This is a genomic window from Curtobacterium sp. AC273, assembly GCF_979253735.1.
In genome coordinates this window covers 133,155-149,320 of the sequence record NZ_CEEDDU010000014.1, presented here as the reverse complement: position 1 = coordinate 149,320, position 16,166 = coordinate 133,155, and the positions used below count along the sequence as shown (strand labels likewise).

Sequence of the window (16,166 nt, the reverse complement as noted above, 5' to 3'; positions counted from 1 at the left end):
CGAAACACATCCGCCCTAGCTTTCTCGACATCCCACGTGGAGGACGCCGCGCTCGACCCGATGCGGCTCGGCCTCCGCGCAGAGAAAGGGCTCCACGGATGATCAGAACCACCCGTGCCACCACGGCACTGGCGGTGGCGGGAGCGGCAGCGCTCCTCCTCGCCGCCTGTTCCACCACCTCGGGCGACACCTCGCCGTCCTCGTCCGCCTCGGGCGGCGCGAAGAAGGACCCCGCCGCCAGCTGCAAGGCCCTGACACCCCCGGCACCGACGCGCTGAAGATCGGCACGATCCTGCCGCTCACCGGCTCGCTCGCGTACCTGAACCCGCCCGCCGAGTCCGGAGTCGGCCTCGCGGTGCAGGACATCAACGCGGCCGGCGGCGTGCTCGACAAGGACGTCACGATCGACCCCGCCACCGACTCGGGCGACAGCAACGACATGACCGTGTCGAGCTCGGCGGCGACGAAGCTCGTGAACGCCAAGGTGCCGGTCGCGATCGGCGCCGAGTCCTCGAGCGTCACGCTCAACGTGATCGACCAGCTGGACGAGCAACTGCATCGTGGAGATCTCCCCCGCCAACACGGCGGCGGACCTGTCGGGCTACTCGTCGTACTACTACCGGACCGCTCCGCCGGACTCCGTGCAGGGTTCGGCGCTCGGCCAGCTCGTCACGGGTGACGGCAACGCCAAGGTCGCGTTCCTGGTCTTCAACGACACCTACGGCACGGGGCTCCGCAACACCGTGCAGAAGGCCGTCGAGGACTCGGGCGGCTCGATCGTCTACGGCGGCAAGGGCAAGGGCCAGGAGTTCCCGCCCGGACAGACCACGTTCTCGTCCGAGGTGACGGCCGCGCTGGCCGCGAAGCCCGACGCGATCGTCGTCCTGGCCTTCGACGAGACGAAGTCGATCATTCCGGAGCTCGTCTCGCAGGGGAACAAGGCGAAGATCTACATGTCGGACGGCAACACCGCCGACTACTCGAAGGACTTCGACAAGGGCACGCTGACCGGCGCGCAGGGCACGATCCCCGGCGCCTCGCCGAAGGACGAGTTCAAGCAGCAGCTCGCCGCCTTCTACAAGAAGTCGTCCGGCAAGGACCTGGCCGACTACTCGTACGCGGCCGAGTCCTACGACGCCACCGTCCTCGCCGCGCTGGCGGCGGTGAAGGCAAGGGCACGGACTCGGGCACCATCCAGGCCAACATGGCCAAGGTGTCCGGAGCCGACGGCGGCACCGAGTGCTCGACGTTCAAGGACTGCGTCGCCCTGCTCGACAAGGGTGAGGACATCCACTACACGGGCCCGTCGGGCATCGGTCCGTTCGACGACAACAACGACCCGTCGAGCGCCTACATCGGCATCTACAAGTTCGACGGCGACAACAAGCCCGTCTACCAGAGCGCCATCCAGGGCTCGATCAAGAAGTAGAACACCAGAACCACCTCTCGAGAGCGACAGTTCTCCGCGGAACCCCCGTGGAGAACTGTCGCTCTCGCGGTGCGGGCGGGCGGCCTGGAGGCGCGGCTCAGCCCCGTCAGACCGGCTCGGCGGGCGCGGATGCGAGCGCCCGGCGCCGCGACGCCCGAGCCGCCGCGAAGGAGTCGACGGTGAGGATGACCAGCGCGAGCCACACGATGCCGAAGCCGAACCACCGCGCTCCCGACATCGGCTCGTGCTGCACGACCACACCCACCAGCAGCTGCATGATCGGCGCGAGGTACTGCGTCAGCCCGAGCGTAGAAGGCTTCACCCGCCGCGCCGACGACGCGAACAGCAGCAGCGGCACCGCCGTCGCCGGCCCGGTCAGCAGCGTGACGAGGACGTGCACCCAGCCCTCGCTCGTGAACGTCAGTCCGCCGCCGAGGCCGGTCATGCCGAGCACGACGAGCGCCACGACCGCGATCGGCAGCAGCCACACGGTCTCGATCGTCAGGCCGCTCAGGGCGTCCACGGTGCCGCCGACCCGCTTCTTCACGAGGCCGTACAGGCCGAACGAGAACGCCAGCGCCAGGGAGATCCACGGCATCCGCCGTAGCCGACCGCGATCACGACGACCGCCACGACGCTGATGCCGACGGCCGCCCACTGCGCTGGCCGCAGCCGTTCGCGGAGCACCAGCACGCCGAGCGCGATCGTGACGAGCGGGTTGATGAAGTACCCGAGCGCCGCCTCGACCGTGTGGCCGGTGGTCGTGGCAGCGACGTACACGGTCCAGTTCACCAGGATGAGCACCGCGGCCAGGCCCATCACGAGCATCACCCGGCGCTGCGCCATCAGCGTGCGGGTCCGCAGCCACGAACGGGTCACGGCGATCGCGACCGCGCAGAACACCAGCCCGAAGACGATGCGCCACGCGACGATCTCGAACGCGCCGGCGGGGGCCATCGCCGCGAAGAGCAGCGGCATGAGTCCCCAGAGTCCGTACGCGACGATGCCCTGGACGACACCCACGGATGCCTCGCTGCGGGGCGGACGCGCCGGACTCGGTTCACTCACGGAACCATCCTAGGAAGCCGGACCGACGCTGCGGGCGGGCACCGTGCCTCCCGGCCGCCGCGACGTGACCACCGACCGGACGCGAGAACGCCCCGCCGGCCGGAGCCAACGGGGCGTTCTCGGTGAGTACTGGACTCAGTGCTCGATGACCGCGAGGACGTCGCGGGCCGAGAGGACGAGGAGGTCCTCGCCCGAGTACTTGACCTCGGTGCCGCCGTACTTCGAGTAGATGACCTTGTCACCCACGGCGACGTCGAGCGGGACGCGGTTGCCGTTGTCGTCGATACGACCCGGACCCACGGCGACGACCTCGCCCTCCTGGGGCTTCTCCTTCGCGGTGTCCGGGATGACCAGACCGGAAGCGGTGGTCTGCTCCGCCTCGACCTGGCGGATGACGATGCGATCCTCGAGCGGCTTGATGCTGACGGCCACGGTGACCTCTTCTTTCTCGGTAGAGACTCGGTACTGATGAAAACCGGGTTGGCACTACGCACAGGAGAGTGCCAACGCCAACTCTAGGAGGTCGTTGGCACTCGGTCAATCCGAGTGCCAACCCAGGTCGAGCCTCTCGGCGACCTGGGAGGATCGACGCGTGGAAGCCGCCGACCTCGCCCAGTTGCTCACCCCCGCGGGGATGGCCCTGCTCGACCGTACCCCCGCCGTCTCGGACGGCGGTGAGATCGTGCGGGTCGTCGCTCGGCTGCGGGCCGAAGGGCACGATCCCGGGCTCGTGGCAGCGGTCCTGACGCAGGCGAAGCTCCGGCAGAAGGCGCGGGGGAAGTTCGGCGACTTCGCGGCCCGCATGCTCTTCACCGAGGCCGGCCTCGAGCAGGCCACCCGCCTGCAGGTCGCCGCACAGCACGCCGGACGCTTCGCAGCCGCAGGGCTGACCCGGGTCGCCGACCTCGGCTGCGGGATCGGCGGGGACGCGTTGGCGATGGCGGCGCTCGACCTCGACGTCACCGCCGTCGACCGCGACGAGGTGACCGCGGCCGTCGCCACGCACAACCTCGCTCCCTGGCCGAACGCCCGGGTCGAGCTCGGCGACGCGGCGTCGTTCGACGTGTCCAGCGTCGACGGCGTCTGGATGGACCCCGCACGACGCACCTCCGGCCACTCGGACACCCGCCGCCTGGCGGACCCGGACGACTGGTCGCCGTCGCTCGACACCGTGTTCGCAGCCGCGAGCGATGAACCCCACCGGTGTGAAGCTCGGTCCGGGCGTCGACCGCGACCTGATCCCGGACACCGCCGAGGCGCAGTGGACCTCCGTCGACCGCGAGGTCGTCGAACTCGCCCTGTGGTTCGGCCCGCTCGCCCGACCGGGCGTCCGCCGCGCCGCGACCGTGATCGGGGTCGCACGGCATCGCCGAACTCGTCGGGGCCGCCGACGCCGAGGACGTGGAGTCGGTCCCTCGGCTCGTACCTCTACGAACCCGACGGCGCCGTCATCCGGGCTCGGCTCATCGGCGACCTCGCACGGTCCCTCGACGGCCGCATGCTCTCCGAGGGCATCGCGTACGTCACCTCCGACCGGGCCGTCACCACCCCGTTCGCGCAGGGGTTCCGCGTGCTCGACACGATGCCGCTCGACGTGAAGAAGCTCGCGGCACGTCTGGCGGCCGACGACATCGGCACGGTGGAGATCAAGAAGCGCGGGGTCGACGTCGACCCGGCGCAGTTCCGCAAGCGGCTGCGGTTGCGCGGCAGCGGTCGCGTCACGCTCGTGCTCACCCGCCTGGAGGGACGGCACACCGCGATCCTGTGCGAGCGGCTCTCCGAGACGGCCGGGTAGGGCGCGGTTCGAGCCGGGCCGGCCGGGCCGGCCGGGCCGGCCGGGTCAGAGGATGAAGGCGCCCGAGTCGTAGCTGTTGTAGTCGTAGTCCGACGAGTACGACCCGGAGATCGCCCCGAGGACGACGATGAGCCCGACGATCAGGATGAACAGGCCCGTCAGGGCCCATCCGCCGATGACCCCGGCGAGCGCCAGACCGCGGCCGCCCTCACCGGTCTGCTTGATCTTGCCGAGGGCGATGTGGCCCATGATCGCGCCGGCGGGGCTGGTCAGGATCACGAGCGGCCAGATGATGATGCCGCCGAACGCGAAGACGATCGAGAGGATCGCGAGCGTGTTCGTCTTCGGACGCTGCGCGTACGGCTGGTAGCCGGCGGGGGCGTAGGGGTTCTGCTGGCCCGTCGCGTACGGATTCTGCGGGGCGCCGTAGCCGGGCTGCCCGCCCTGCTGGCCGTACTGGCCGCTCTGCTGGCCGGGTGCGGCGTACGGGTTCTGCGGGGCGCCGGAGCCCGGCTGGCCGATCTGCTGACCGTACTGGCCGTACTGACCGCCCGGCTGGCCGTACTGCCCGCCCTGGCCGTACTGGCCGCTCTGCTGACCAGGTGCGGCGTACGGGTTCTGTGGAGCCGCGTACCCACCCGAGACGCCCTGCGCCGCCGATCCCTGGCCGGACTGCGCCCACGGGTCAGTCGGCGCAGGGGCGGGGGCGGATGCCGGGGCTTCCGGGGCGGAGGCACCGTACTGCTGCGACTGGCCGCCGTCGGCCTGCCCACCGTCGTACTGCCCGGCGTCAGGCTGTCCGGACGTCGGCTGCGCGCTCTGCTCCGGCTGGTTCGCTGACGCGCCACCCTCCGGCGTCGTCTCGCCCGGCTTCGGCCACTGGTTCTGATCGGACACCGTCCACCCCTCTCGGCACCTCGGTCGTCGGTGCCTTGTGAATACTCCCACAGACGACTTGCCACCGCCCCGGACGCGAACCCGGACGGCGCCCGTCGTCAGACCTGGACGGTCGTCACCGGCAGCGTCGAGTCCGCAGCGATGCCGAGGTCGCTCGGCGCGCGCCCCTCCGCGACCAACCGCGCACCGATGGCCGCGATCATCGCGCCGTTGTCGGTGCAGAGGTCGAGCGGCGGGATCCGGAGCTCGACCCCGGCCGCCGCACAGCGTTCCTCGGCCACCGCTCGGAGCCGGGCGTTCGCCACGACACCGCCGCCGAGCAGGAGTCGGTCGACCCCGGTGTCCCGGCAGGCGTTCAGCGCCTTCGTGATGAGCACGTCGACCACGGCCTCGCGGAAGCTCGCGGCGACGTCGGCCACCGGGACCTCGCGACCTTCGTCACGGCACCGCTCCACCCAGCGTGCGACCGAGGTCTTCAGCCCGGAGAACGAGAAGTCGTAGCGGTGCGCGGCCAGGTCCTTCGGCAGCGTCAGGCCGCGGGGGAACCGGATCGCCGTCGGGTCGCCGTCAGCTGCCGCCCGGTCGATCTGCGGTCCGCCGGGGTACGGCAGCCCGAGCAGTCGTGCGACCTTGTCGAACGCTTCGCCTGCGGCGTCGTCGATCGTCTCGCCCAGGAGTTCGACGTCCCCGACCAGGTCGCGCACGAGCAGCAGCGACGTGTGCCCGCCGGACACCAGCAGCGCCACAGTCGGCAGGTCGATCTCGGTGCCGTCCGCCCGCAGGACGTCCGCTCCGACGTGTCCGACCAGGTGGTTCACGCCGTACAGGGGCTTGCCCGTCGCCACGGCGAGGGCCTTCGCCGCGCCGACGCCGACCATGAGTGCTCCGGCCAGGCCCGGGCCCGCGGTCACCGCGACGGCGTCGAGCTCGTCGAGCGTGACGCCCGCCTGGTCGAGCGCGGCCTCGAGCGTCGGCGTCATCGCCTCGAGGTGTGCGCGTGCGGCCACCTCGGGCACGACGCCGCCGTAGCGCGCGTGCTCCTCCATGCTCGACGCGATGACGTTCGCGAGCAGGGTGCTCCCGCGCACGATCCCGACGCCGGTCTCGTCGCAGCTCGTCTCGATGCCGAGCACGAGTGGTTCAGCCATCGAGGGCCTCCTGTCCGATCGGTCCCGGGCCGTCCGTGGCACCGTGCGGGAGCTCCGGCGCGCATCACCCACGCGTCGACGCCGTCCGGCTGGTAGTAGCGGGGACGGACCGCGATCCGCTCGAACCCGAACGCGGTGTACATCGCCTGCGCGACGGGGTTGTCGGCGCGGACCTCGAGGAACACCTCGTGCACGCCACGGCGTCGGGCCTCGTCGAGGAGCTCGGTGAAGAGCACCCGGCCGATGCCCTTCCCCCGCTGGTCGGCGGCGACCGCGATGGTCTGCACGTCCGCCACCGGGTTGCCGGCGAGCGACGAGAGCCCGGCGTAGCCGACGACCGTCGGCGCACCGCCCTCGGTCGTCTCGACGACGACGTAGTACCCGTGCGGCGAGTACAGCTCACCGGACATCTGCGACGCCGACCACGCGTCCGTCGGGAACGACGCGTGCTCGAGCCACATCACGTCGTCGAGGTCCTGCGGGTAGGCGCGCCGCAGGCGCAGGCCGTCGGGCAGGGTCACTTGCTTGACCCGCTTCGGCGCACCCGGCATCGTCACGTCGGGATCACGCAGGTAGAGCGGGGTGTCGTCGGCGAAGGGCGCACCGGACGCGAGCCGGTCCACGGCGAGCGCCCCGAGCCTCCAGGCCGGGATGGACGCGACGGTCACGCGGTCCCAGCCCACCGCTTCTGGCCTGGAGGCGCGGATCGCCTCGTCGAGGTCCGCCGGCTTGGCGAGTCCGGGGCCGGCCACGCGGACGCCGTCGGCGTCGCAGGCGCTCCAGTAGACCTCGCGGCGGCGGGCGTCCGTGAGGACGACGAACGGGCCGCTCTGCGGCTGGTCGGCCGCGACCGCGTCGTGGCTGACCAGCGGGAGAAGGGGACGCCGCGTGCCGCGGCGAAGGTGCGGGCGGCGGCGATGCCGACGCGGAGGCCGGTGAACGGTCCGGGGCCCATGCCGGCGACGACACCGGTGACGTCGGCGCCGGCGAGGCCGGCCTCGTCGAGGACCTCGGCGAGGAAGGGGCCGATCACCTCGGCGTGCCGACGGCTGTCCTCGGTGTCACGGGTCGCGAGGGCCTGACCGGTCGTCGGGTCGACGACGGCGACGGAGGTCCCGGCGGAGGTGTCGATCGCGAGCAGCACCCGTCCATCGTAGGCGTGGCGGACGGTCCCTACTGCGGCACTCAGTCCTCGGCCAGGCGGCCCGCGACTGCCTGCCAGATCTCGTCGGCCCGCCACCGCTCTCGTCCGCCGCGGCCGGCGCGTCCGAGGGACCGCACCCAGCCGTGTTCTTCCGCACGGCGGAGCAGCGAGGACGCCGTCGGCTGCGAGACGTCGAGCGCTCGTCGCACGGAAGCCACCGTGAGGACCGGTCAGGAGTTCGGGTTCCTGCACGAGTTGCCGAAGGCCGGCGAGGCGACCGATGGCGATGTCGGCGCGGGACACCGCAGCGTCCGTGACCGCTTCGAGCGAGAGTTCCCTCGGGATCGGCGACGGGAGGAAGTACGCGTGCGGCCACTCGGAGCAGCGGGCGGGTCGTCAGTGCGCCGAAGCGTTCTGACCGGAAGTCTTCTCGGCGCATGCCGACGTCACAATCAAGAGGGCATTCTGCTTATAACTTCGCGAAGAAGATACAACTCTGCGGCGGAGCGGGGCGCGCCGGGTCAGAGGACGGCGTCGGCCCAGCGGGGACCCGTGCCGGTGACGACCACGCGGCGGGGCTCGTCGGGGACGTCGTCCGGGTCGAGTTCGTCGTCCGCGGTCGCGTCGGCGCCGGTCGCGCGGATGATCTCGACGTCGAGGACACTGTCGGCGATGCCGTCGACGAACCCGCGCCCCCACTCGACCACGACGATCGAGGCGTCCCAGTCGAGGTCGAGGTCGTCGAGCTCGACCGGATCCGACAGGCGGTAGGCGTCGACGTGCACCAGGTCCGGGCCGGCGGTCGTCGGGTGCGTCCGCGCGAGCACGAAGGTCGGGCTCGACACCTGCCCACGGGCTCCGAGCGCCGCGCCGAGGCCGCGGGTCATCGTGGTCTTGCCGGCGCCGAGCGGCCCGGTGAGCACGACGAGGTCACCGGCGCGCAGGACCGCCGCCAGCCGGGCCCCGAGGGCGCCCATCTCCGCCGTGGTCGCCACGGTGGTGTCGAGCAGGACGCGGGACTGCTCGGTCACGGCTGCTCGCCCCGGAGGTACTCGGCGACGTGCCCCTCGACACGGTGGCCTTCGTAGACGCGCGGCACCCGGGCACCGATCCGGCAGACGATCTCCTCACCGATGGTGCCGAGCGCCTGCCCCCACTCGAGGACGGTCATCTCGTCGTGCTCGCCCGTGCCGAAGAGCACCACGGCGTCGCCGACCTGCACGTCGTCGTCACCGACGTCGACCAGGAACTGGTCCATGGCGACCCGACCGGCGATCGGGTAGCGGGTCCCGCCGATGGCGACCTCGATGCGCCCCTGCGCCAGTCGCGGGACGCCGTCCGCGTAGCCGACGGGCACGAGGGCGAGCGTCGTCTCGGCGAGGGTCCGGTACGTGTAGTCGTACGAGACGCCGGTGTCGACGGGCACCCGCTTCGTCTTCGCGACCGAGGCCGTCAGCGTCATCACGGGTTCGAGTCCGAGGTCCGACGCCGAGACGCCGTCCGCCCCGGGGATGCCGAACAGGTTCGCGCCCATCCGGACCATGTCCTTGCGGAACTCCTTGCGCTCGAGCCCGGCGAGCGAGGCGGCGACGTGCTCCGTCGGCACGTCGAGCCCGAGGTCCTCGGCCTGCTCGACCGCGGCGTCGAACAGCGCGACGGCGGAGGCGTCGTCTTCGTCGGAGGACTCGGCGAGGTGCGTGTACGCGGCGACGACCTCGATGCGTCCGGCGCGCTGGGCGTCCACGGCGAGCGCGACGAGCGCCGGCCAGGCCTCGAGCGTCGCGCCGTCGCGGTGCAGCCCGGAGTCGACGCCGAGGTGCACCCGCGCGGGGCGCTGGTCGACGGCGTCGACGACCCGCTGCAGCTCGGCGACGTTCGAGACGCCGAGGTCGACGGCGGAGTCGATCGCGTCGCGGAAGTCGAGCGCGGGGTCGTGCTGCCACGTGAACAGGTGCACGTCCTCGCCGACGCCGATCGACCGAGGCGCAGGGCCGCGGGGACCGTCAGCACGCCGATCCAGCGGATGCCGGCATCGACCGCGGCGAGCGCGATCGGTTCGAGGCCGTGCCCGTAGGCGTCGGCCTTCATGATCGCCATCACCTCGACGGGGTCCATCCACTCGCGGACCAGGTCGAGGTTGGCGCGGTAGGCGTCGAGGTCGATCTCGGCCCGGCGCAGCGGCGCGTTCACGTCGTCCTCCGTTCCACGCTGCGGCCGACCCGCGCGACCACCTCGTAGTTGATCGTGCCGACCGCCGCGGCCCAGTCCTCCACCGCGGGGTCGCCGTTCGCCGGGTCGCCCCAGAGGACGGCCTCGTCGCCGACCTGCACGTCGGCGTCGCCGATGTCGACGTGCATCGCGTTCATCGCCACGCGTCCGACGACCGGGAACGTGCCGTCGCCGATCCGGACGACGACGCGGTTGCCGAAGTCGCGGTCGAAGCCGTCCGCGTAGCCGAGGCCGATCACCGCGAGCCGGGTGTCCGTCTCGGCGCGCCAGGTGTAGCCGTAGCTGACGCCCTCGCCCGCGCGCACCGGCACTGTGCGGAGGACCGCGGCCGTGACGCGCATCGCGGGGCGCAGCCCGAGGTCGGCCGAGGTGCGGTCGGGGAACGGGCTGAGCCCGTACAGCGCGAGCCCGACCCGGGCCAGGTCGTGACGGGTCTCGGGGACGGCGATGCTCGCGGCGCTGGCGGCGAGGTGCACCACGTCCGGCACGATGCCGTTCGCAGCGAGGCCGTCGAGCGCCCGCTGCAGGGCGGCGTCCTGGTCGAGGTCGTCGGCACGCGACGCGTTCGACAGGTGCGACATGAGCCCCTCGACCCGGGTGCGGGCACCGCTCCGGGCGAGACGGCCCGCGGTCGCGAAGAGCTCGGCCCACTCGGACTCGACCGCACCGCTGCGACCGAGGCCCGTGTCGACGCAGATGTGGACGGCGGGGACCTCGGAGTCGGCGGCGGCGGCCAGCTGCGACACGCTCGACACCGCCGGGGTGACACCGTGCCGGGCCGCACGGCGGAAGTCCTCGTCGGGGGCGTGCAGCACGCGAGGATGCGGACCCCCCTCGTCGATGCCGGCCTGCCGGAGCGCGAGCGCCTCGTCGATGTCGGCGACGCCGAGCCACTCGGCCCCGGCGTCGACGAACGCCTGCGCGGCCTCGGCCGCGCCGTGGCCGTACCCGTTGGCCTTGACGACCGCGATGACGCCGGACGGGGCCACCCGTTCGGCGACCGTCGCGTAGTTGGCGATGAGCGCCTCCCGGTCGACCGTGATGCCGGTGAACGCGCTCATGACGCGACCCCCTCGGCGGTGAACGCACTCAAGCCGATTCCCCTGTTCCTTCCAACACCACGAAGGCCGTGGCGATCCCGCCGTCGTGCGACAGCGACAGGTGCACCGACCCGACGCCCCGCGTCTCGGCGACCTGCTGGGCCCCACGCCGCAGCGTGAGCGACGGGTTCCGCTGGTCGTCGGAGACGACCTCGAGGTCCTGCCAACTGAGCCCCACTCGACCCGAACGCCTTGATGAGCGCTTCCTTCGCGGCGAACCGCGCCGCGAGCGACGCGATCGGACGGGGCTCCCGTCGCGGATCAGCTCCGCCGGCGTGAACAGCCGCGTGCGCATCGCCGGCGTGCGGTCGAGCACCAGCTCGAACCGCTCCAGGTCGACGACGTCGACACCGATGCCGATGACATCGCCGTCTACTCGACGGTGACCGACTTCGCGAGGTTGCGCGGCTGGTCGACGTCGAGGCGCCTCCGCCGCGGCGAGCTCCATGCCGAACATGTGCAGCGGCGCCACGGCGAGCAGCGGCTCGAACAGCGGCGTCGCGAGCGGGATGCGCAGGACCTCGTCGGCGAAGGGCAGCACGGCGGCGTCGCCCTCTTCCGCGATGGCGATCACCCGGGCGCCGCGGGCGCGGATCTCCTGGATGTTCGACACCACCTTCGGGTGCAGCGACCGGGGGTCACGCGGGGACGGCACGATCACGAAGACGATCTGCCCGGGCTCGATGAGGGCGATCGGGCCGTGCTTGAGCTCACCGGCGGCGAAGCCCTCGGCGTGGATGTACGCGAGCTCCTTGAGCTTCAGCGCACCCTCGAGCGCGATCGGGTACCCGACGTGCCGACCGAGGAACAGCACGCTCCGGGTGTCCGCCATCCAGCGGGCGAGGTCCTTGATGCCGGACGCGTCGTCGATGGTCTGCTGGAGCTTCGGGGCGAGGCCTCGAGCTCGGCGACCTGCTCGGCGATCTGCTCGGCCGTCAGCGTGCCCCGCAGCGTGGCGAGGTGCAGCCCGAGCAGGTAGAGCGCGACGCCCTGGGCGATGAAGGCCTTCGTCGACGCGACCGCGACCTCGGGGCCGGCGTGCGTGTAGATGACCGCGTCGGACTCGCGCGGGATCGTGGCGCCCTGGGTGTTGCAGATCGACAGCACCTGCGCGCCCTGCTCACGCGCGTACTTGACGGCCATGAGCGTGTCCATGGTCTCGCCGGACTGGCTGATCGAGACGACCAGGGTGCGCTCGTTCAGCACCGGGTCGCGGTAGCGGAACTCGTGGGCGAGCTCGACCTCGACGGGGATGCGGGCCCACTGCTCGATGGCGTACTTGCCGAGGATGCCGGCGTAGGCGGCGGTGCCGCAGGCGATCACGATGACGCGGTCGACGGTCGCCAGGCGCTCGGCGATCGGGTCGAGGTCGTGCAGGGTGACGGCGCCGTCGTGCACGCGGCCGAGGATCGTCTTCGCGACGGCCTCGGGCTCCTCGCTGATCTCCTTCGCCATGAAGGAGCTCCAGCCGCCCTTGTCGGCGGCGGAGGCGTCCAAGTTCACCTCGAACTCGCTCGGCGCGGCCGGGGTGCCGTCGAAGTGGATGACGTCGACGCCGTCGGGGCGGATCGTGGCGATCTCGTCCTGCCCGATCGACAGCGCGCGCTGCGTGTAGGCGACGAACGCGGCCACCGTCCGAGCCCATAAAGCTCTCGCCGTCGCCGAGGCCGACCACGAGGGGGGAGTTGCGACGGGCACCGACGACGACACCGGGCTGGTCGGCGTGCACGACGAGGAGCGTGAAGGCCCCCTCGAGCCGCTGCACGGCCTGCTGCATGGCGGAGGTCAGGTCACCGGTCTCGCGGAACGCGCGTGCGACGAGGTGCGCGGCGACCTCGGAGTCGGTCTCGCTGAGGAACTCGACGCCTTCTGCCTTGCAGCTCGGCGCGGAGCTCGGAGAAGTTCTCGATGATGCCGTTGTGGATGAGCGCGAGCTTGCCGCCGTCAGCCAGGTGCGGGTGCGCGTTGCCGTCGGTCGGGCCACCGTGGGTCGCCCAGCGGGTGTGGCCGATGCCGGTGCCGCCGTCGGCGATCGGGTGCGACTCGAGCTCGTCGACCAGGGCCTGGAGCTTGCCCGCCTTCTTGGCGGAGGCGAGTTCCTGCGAGCCGTCGACCACGGCGATGCCCTGTCGAGTCGTAGCCGCGGTACTCGAGACGACGAAGACCACCGAGGAGCACGTCCTGGCTGCTGTTGCTGCCGACGTAGCCGACGATTCCACACATGGGGACGATCCTACGGTCTGCCTGGGCACCGACCCTGCGAAGGCGCAGGGCTGGGGATAACGTTTGGGACATGGGACGCTTCGACGACATCGCCATCACCACACTGCACGGCGAGGACACCACGTTCGGCGCCTACGCGGACAAGGCGGTGCTGGTCGTGAACGTCGCGTCGCGGTGCGGTCTGGCGCCGCAGTACGAGCAGCTCGAAGCCCTGCAGAAGGAGTACGGCCCCCGCGGCTTCACGGTGCTCGGCTTCCCCAGCAACCAGTTCCTGCAGGAACTCGGCTCGTCCGAGGCGATCGACGAGTACTGCTCGACCACGTGGGGCGTCACCTTCCCGATGTCCGAGAAGGTGAAGGTCAACGGCAAGGGCGCGCACCCGCTCTACCAGGCCCTCAAGGAGACCCCGGACGCCGACGGCAAGGCGGGTCGCGTCTCGTGGAACTTCGAGAAGTTCCTCGTCGCCCCGGACGGCACCGTCTCGCGCTTCCGTCCGACCACGAAGCCGGATGCTCCGCAGGTCATCGCCGCCATCGAGGCGGCTCTCCCCGCCTGACGCGTCGCGTCCTGCGGACGCGCACCGAGCACTGGACTGGAGGCCCGGTGCACGTGAGCAGACCGGCTCACGTGCACCGGGCCTCCCGTCTGTACGCTCGATCCCATGCCGTTCTCGGGGAGACCGCCGTCGCGCACCCGACCCCGTTCGTGGAGATCCCGCGAGGAGAGTGGTCGCAGCTCGCCCGAAGGAGCACTTGTCGCTCACCGAGACCGAGATCGTGCAGCTGCGCGGTCTCGGCGACCGGTTGGACATGCAGGAGGTGCAGGAGGGTCTACCTGCCGCTCTCCCGGCTGCTGACGCTGTACGCGGCCGGCGCACGGAACCTGCACGCCGAGACGAGTCGGTTCCTCGGGGAGCGCGCCGGACGCACGCCGTTCGTCATCGGTGTCGCCGGCTCCGTCGCGGTCGGCAAGTCCACGGTCGCCCGTCTGCTGCGCGAGCTGACGAAGCGCTGGCCGGACACCCCGCGGGTCGAGCTCGTGACGACCGACGGCTTCCTGTACCCGAACGCCGAGCTGGAGCGCCGCGGGATCATGGACCGGAAGGGCTTCCCGGAGTCGTACGACCGCCGCTCCCTGCTGCGCTTCGTGAGCCAGGTGAAGAGCGGGGCGACCGAGGTCCGGGCGCCGTACTACTCGCACCTGGTCTACGACATCGTGCCCGATGCCGAGATCGTGGTGCGGCAGCCCGACGTCCTCATCGTCGAGGGGCTGAACGTGCTCGCCCTGCCCGTGCACGGACGACTGGCGCTCTCGGACCTGTTCGACTTCACGATCTACGTCGACGCGAAGACGAAGGACATCGAGTCCTGGTACGTCGACCGGTTCCTGGCTCTGCAGGAAGAGGCCTTCGCGAGCCCGGACTCGTTCTTCCACCGCTTCGCCTCGCTCTCCCGCGAGGACGCGGTGGAGACGGCGACCCAGGTGTGGCGGGCGATCAACGAGCCGAACCTGATCGAGAACGTGCTGCCGACGCGCTCCCGCGCCACCCTCGTGCTGAAGAAGGGCGCGAACCACAAGGTCAACTCGGTGCTGCTCCGCAAGATCTGACGCGGGCGCGGCCGGGCGCCACCGCAAAACGCAACGAAGGCGGTTGCCCGCAGAGGAATACCGCTGCGAGCAACCGCCGAGGTTGCGTTTTGCGAGGGAGAGGGAGACTGCGCGCGGCGCAGGCGCGGCGCAGGCGCCTACGCGGCGTCGAGCGCCAAGCGCTCCTGCACGACGGCGGCGAGCTCCTCGGCGATGCGCTGGGCGTCGTCCTGCGAGGCAGCCTCGACCATCACCCGCACGACGGGCTCGGTGCCCGACGGACGGAGCAGCACGCGGCCGCTGTCCCCGAGCGCCTCGCTCGCGGCGGCGATGGCGTCCTGCACGCCCTGGTCGGCCAGCCCGTGCCGGTCGACACCACGCACGTTGAGCAGCACCTGCGGGAACACCGTCATGCACGCGGCGAGCCTTGCAGGGACTTGCCGGTGCGGGCCATCTCGGCGACGAGGTGCAGGCCCGTGAGGATGCCGTCGCCGGTGGTCGCGAACTCGTTGAAGATGATGTGGCCGGACTGCTCGCCACCGAGCGAGAAGTCGCCCTCGGTCATCTTCTCGAGCACGCAGCGGTCGCCCACGCCGGCCTCGATCACGGTGATGCCCGCGTCGGCCATGGCGCGCTTCAGCCCGAGGTTCGACATGACCGTCGCGACGAGGGTGTCGTCCTTCAGGCGCCCGCGCTCCTGCAGCGACAGCGCGAGGATCGCCATGATCTGGTCACCGTCGATCGCGTTGCCGGCGGCGTCCACCGCGAGGCAACGGTCCGCGTCACCGTCGTGCGCGATGCCGACGTCGGCACCGTGCTCGAGCACCGCGCGGGCGAGGTTGTCGATGTGGGTGGACCCGACGCCGTCGTTGATGTTCCAGCCGTCGGGGTCGGCGCCGATGAGCGTCACGCGAGCACCAGCGTTGACGAAGACCTCGGGCGAGACGCCGGCGGCGGCACCGTTCGCGCAGTCGAGTACGACGTGGATGCCGTCGAGCCGCATGCGGCAGCGTGCCGAGCAGGTGGACGACGTAGCGGTCCTCCGCGTCGGCGAACCGCGAGATGCGCCCGACGTCGATGCCCGTGGGGGTGGGTGCCGAGTGGTCGTGCATGGCCGCTTCGATGCGGTCCTCGACCTCGTCCGGGAGCTTGCGGCCACCGGCGGCGAAGAACTTGATCCCGTTGTCGGGAGCGGGGTTGTGCGACGCGGAGATCATCACGCCGAAGTCGGCGTCGATGTCCGCGACGAGGAACGCCGCTGCGGGGGTCGGGATGACCCCGGCGTCGAGGACGTCGACGCCTGCGGAGGCGAGCCCGGCCGCGACCGCGGAGCCCAGGAACTCGCCGGAGACACGCGGGTCGCGCGCGAGGACCGCGCGCGGGCGCGGTCGGCCGGACGCCCGGCGGGCGTCGGCGTGGTGTCCGTGTGGAGAACGGCCGCGCTCGCCTGGGCAAGACCCAGTGCGAGCGCGGCCGTCAGCTCGCCGTTGGCGAGACCACGAACCCCGTCGGTACCGAACAGACGCGGCATTGCGATCTTCAGCCG

17 protein-coding genes and 3 pseudogenes are annotated in these 16,166 nt (G+C 71.5%); 6 read left to right on the top strand and 14 right to left on the bottom strand.

Annotation, left to right across the window (positions count from 1 at the left end):
• Nucleotides 1–98 precede the first annotated feature (98 nt).
• From ACZ8AI_RS21965 to ACZ8AI_RS21955, 3 genes are read left to right on the top strand one after another with little or no spacing between them, the layout of a single operon-like run.
• A complete protein-coding gene (locus ACZ8AI_RS21965; protein ID WP_464859832.1) occupies nt 99–278 on the top strand; it encodes a hypothetical protein in 180 nt (59 codons plus the stop codon).
• Nucleotides 242–679, top strand: a complete 438-nt coding sequence (locus ACZ8AI_RS21960) for an ABC transporter substrate-binding protein (protein WP_464859920.1) — start codon at nt 242–244, stop codon at nt 677–679. Before ACZ8AI_RS21965 ends, ACZ8AI_RS21960 begins: the two co-directional genes overlap by 37 nt.
• Nucleotides 561–2,036, top strand: a complete 1,476-nt coding sequence (locus tag ACZ8AI_RS21955) for an ABC transporter substrate-binding protein (protein ID WP_464859831.1) — start codon at nt 561–563, stop codon at nt 2,034–2,036. The genes ACZ8AI_RS21960 and ACZ8AI_RS21955 overlap by 119 nt, the downstream gene beginning before the upstream one ends.
• On the opposite strand, the gene ACZ8AI_RS21950 is transcribed toward ACZ8AI_RS21955, so the two are convergent.
• Together ACZ8AI_RS21950 and groES are read right to left on the bottom strand one after the other, a co-directional pair.
• Entirely contained in the window at nt 1,973–2,497 is a 525-nt protein-coding gene (locus tag ACZ8AI_RS21950) for an EamA family transporter (protein WP_464859830.1), read from the bottom strand. The two genes, ACZ8AI_RS21955 and ACZ8AI_RS21950, sit on opposite strands and share 64 nt — an antisense overlap.
• 135 nt (nt 2,498–2,632) lie before the next feature.
• Entirely contained in the window at nt 2,633–2,929 is a 297-nt protein-coding gene (gene groES / locus ACZ8AI_RS21945; protein ID WP_071292506.1) for a co-chaperone GroES, read from the bottom strand.
• Nucleotides 2,930–3,089: 160 nt separating this feature from the next.
• Between groES and ACZ8AI_RS21940 the strand changes: the two genes are divergently transcribed.
• Nucleotides 3,090–4,292 carry a class I SAM-dependent methyltransferase gene (locus ACZ8AI_RS21940; protein WP_464859829.1) on the top strand — a complete coding sequence of 401 codons (1,203 nt, stop codon included), beginning with the start codon at nt 3,090–3,092 and terminating at the stop codon, nt 4,290–4,292.
• Nucleotides 4,293–4,337: 45 nt separating this feature from the next.
• Here ACZ8AI_RS21940 and ACZ8AI_RS21935 read toward each other — a convergent pair whose 3' ends face one another.
• The 11 genes and pseudogenes from ACZ8AI_RS21935 to glmS form a co-directional block, all read right to left on the bottom strand.
• Nucleotides 4,338–5,189, bottom strand: a complete 852-nt coding sequence (locus ACZ8AI_RS21935; RefSeq protein ID WP_464859828.1) for a DUF4190 domain-containing protein — start codon at nt 5,187–5,189, stop codon at nt 4,338–4,340.
• A gap of 98 nt (nt 5,190–5,287) precedes the next feature.
• Nucleotides 5,288–6,277 (bottom strand): tRNA (adenosine(37)-N6)-threonylcarbamoyltransferase complex transferase subunit TsaD, encoded by a 990-nt coding sequence (gene tsaD, locus ACZ8AI_RS21930; RefSeq protein ID WP_464859919.1) that lies wholly within the window; start codon nt 6,275–6,277, stop codon nt 5,288–5,290.
• Nucleotides 6,166–7,089, bottom strand: coding sequence for a ribosomal protein S18-alanine N-acetyltransferase (gene rimI, locus ACZ8AI_RS21925; RefSeq protein WP_464859827.1), 924 nt, complete (start codon nt 7,087–7,089; stop codon nt 6,166–6,168). Before rimI ends, tsaD begins: the two co-directional genes overlap by 112 nt.
• Nucleotides 7,002–7,481: a tRNA (adenosine(37)-N6)-threonylcarbamoyltransferase complex dimerization subunit type 1 TsaB gene (tsaB, locus tag ACZ8AI_RS21920; RefSeq protein WP_464859826.1), complete on the bottom strand. Its 480-nt coding sequence runs from the start codon at nt 7,479–7,481 to the stop codon at nt 7,002–7,004. The genes rimI and tsaB overlap by 88 nt, the downstream gene beginning before the upstream one ends.
• 41 nt (nt 7,482–7,522) lie before the next feature.
• The gene (locus ACZ8AI_RS21915) at nt 7,523–7,690 is read right to left on the bottom strand and encodes a hypothetical protein (protein WP_464859825.1); all 168 of its coding nucleotides are present in this window, start codon (nt 7,688–7,690) and stop codon (nt 7,523–7,525) included.
• Between the two features lie 312 nt (nt 7,691–8,002).
• Nucleotides 8,003–8,512, bottom strand: coding sequence for a tRNA (adenosine(37)-N6)-threonylcarbamoyltransferase complex ATPase subunit type 1 TsaE (tsaE, locus tag ACZ8AI_RS21910; RefSeq protein WP_464859824.1), 510 nt, complete (start codon nt 8,510–8,512; stop codon nt 8,003–8,005).
• Nucleotides 8,509–9,438, bottom strand: coding sequence for an alanine racemase (alr, locus tag ACZ8AI_RS21905; protein WP_464859823.1), 930 nt, complete (start codon nt 9,436–9,438; stop codon nt 8,509–8,511). The genes tsaE and alr (ACZ8AI_RS21905) overlap by 4 nt, the downstream gene beginning before the upstream one ends.
• Nucleotides 9,439–9,500: 62 nt before the next feature.
• Nucleotides 9,501–9,596, bottom strand: a pseudogene (locus tag ACZ8AI_RS21900) (alanine racemase); the annotation flags it as partial.
• Nucleotides 9,597–9,667: 71 nt separating this feature from the next.
• Complete coding sequence (alr, locus tag ACZ8AI_RS21895) at nt 9,668–10,771, bottom strand: alanine racemase (protein ID WP_464859822.1); 1,104 nt, start codon at nt 10,769–10,771, stop codon at nt 9,668–9,670.
• A gap of 28 nt (nt 10,772–10,799) precedes the next feature.
• Nucleotides 10,800–11,126 (bottom strand): holo-ACP synthase, encoded by a 327-nt coding sequence (locus ACZ8AI_RS21890; protein ID WP_464859821.1) that lies wholly within the window; start codon nt 11,124–11,126, stop codon nt 10,800–10,802.
• Nucleotides 11,127–11,182: 56 nt separating this feature from the next.
• Nucleotides 11,183–13,033 (bottom strand): annotated as a pseudogene (glmS, locus tag ACZ8AI_RS21885) (glutamine--fructose-6-phosphate transaminase (isomerizing)).
• Between the two features lie 70 nt (nt 13,034–13,103).
• Between glmS and ACZ8AI_RS21880 the strand changes: the two are divergent.
• Nucleotides 13,104–13,589 carry a glutathione peroxidase gene (locus ACZ8AI_RS21880; protein WP_071292517.1) on the top strand — a complete coding sequence of 162 codons (486 nt, stop codon included), beginning with the start codon at nt 13,104–13,106 and terminating at the stop codon, nt 13,587–13,589.
• Nucleotides 13,590–13,738: 149 nt separating this feature from the next.
• Entirely contained in the window at nt 13,739–14,641 is a 903-nt protein-coding gene (gene coaA / locus ACZ8AI_RS21875; protein ID WP_464859820.1) for a type I pantothenate kinase, read from the top strand.
• A gap of 137 nt (nt 14,642–14,778) precedes the next feature.
• Here coaA and glmM read toward each other — a convergent pair.
• Nucleotides 14,779–16,151, bottom strand: a pseudogene (glmM, locus tag ACZ8AI_RS21870) (phosphoglucosamine mutase).
• Nucleotides 16,152–16,166: the final 15 nt, after the last annotated feature.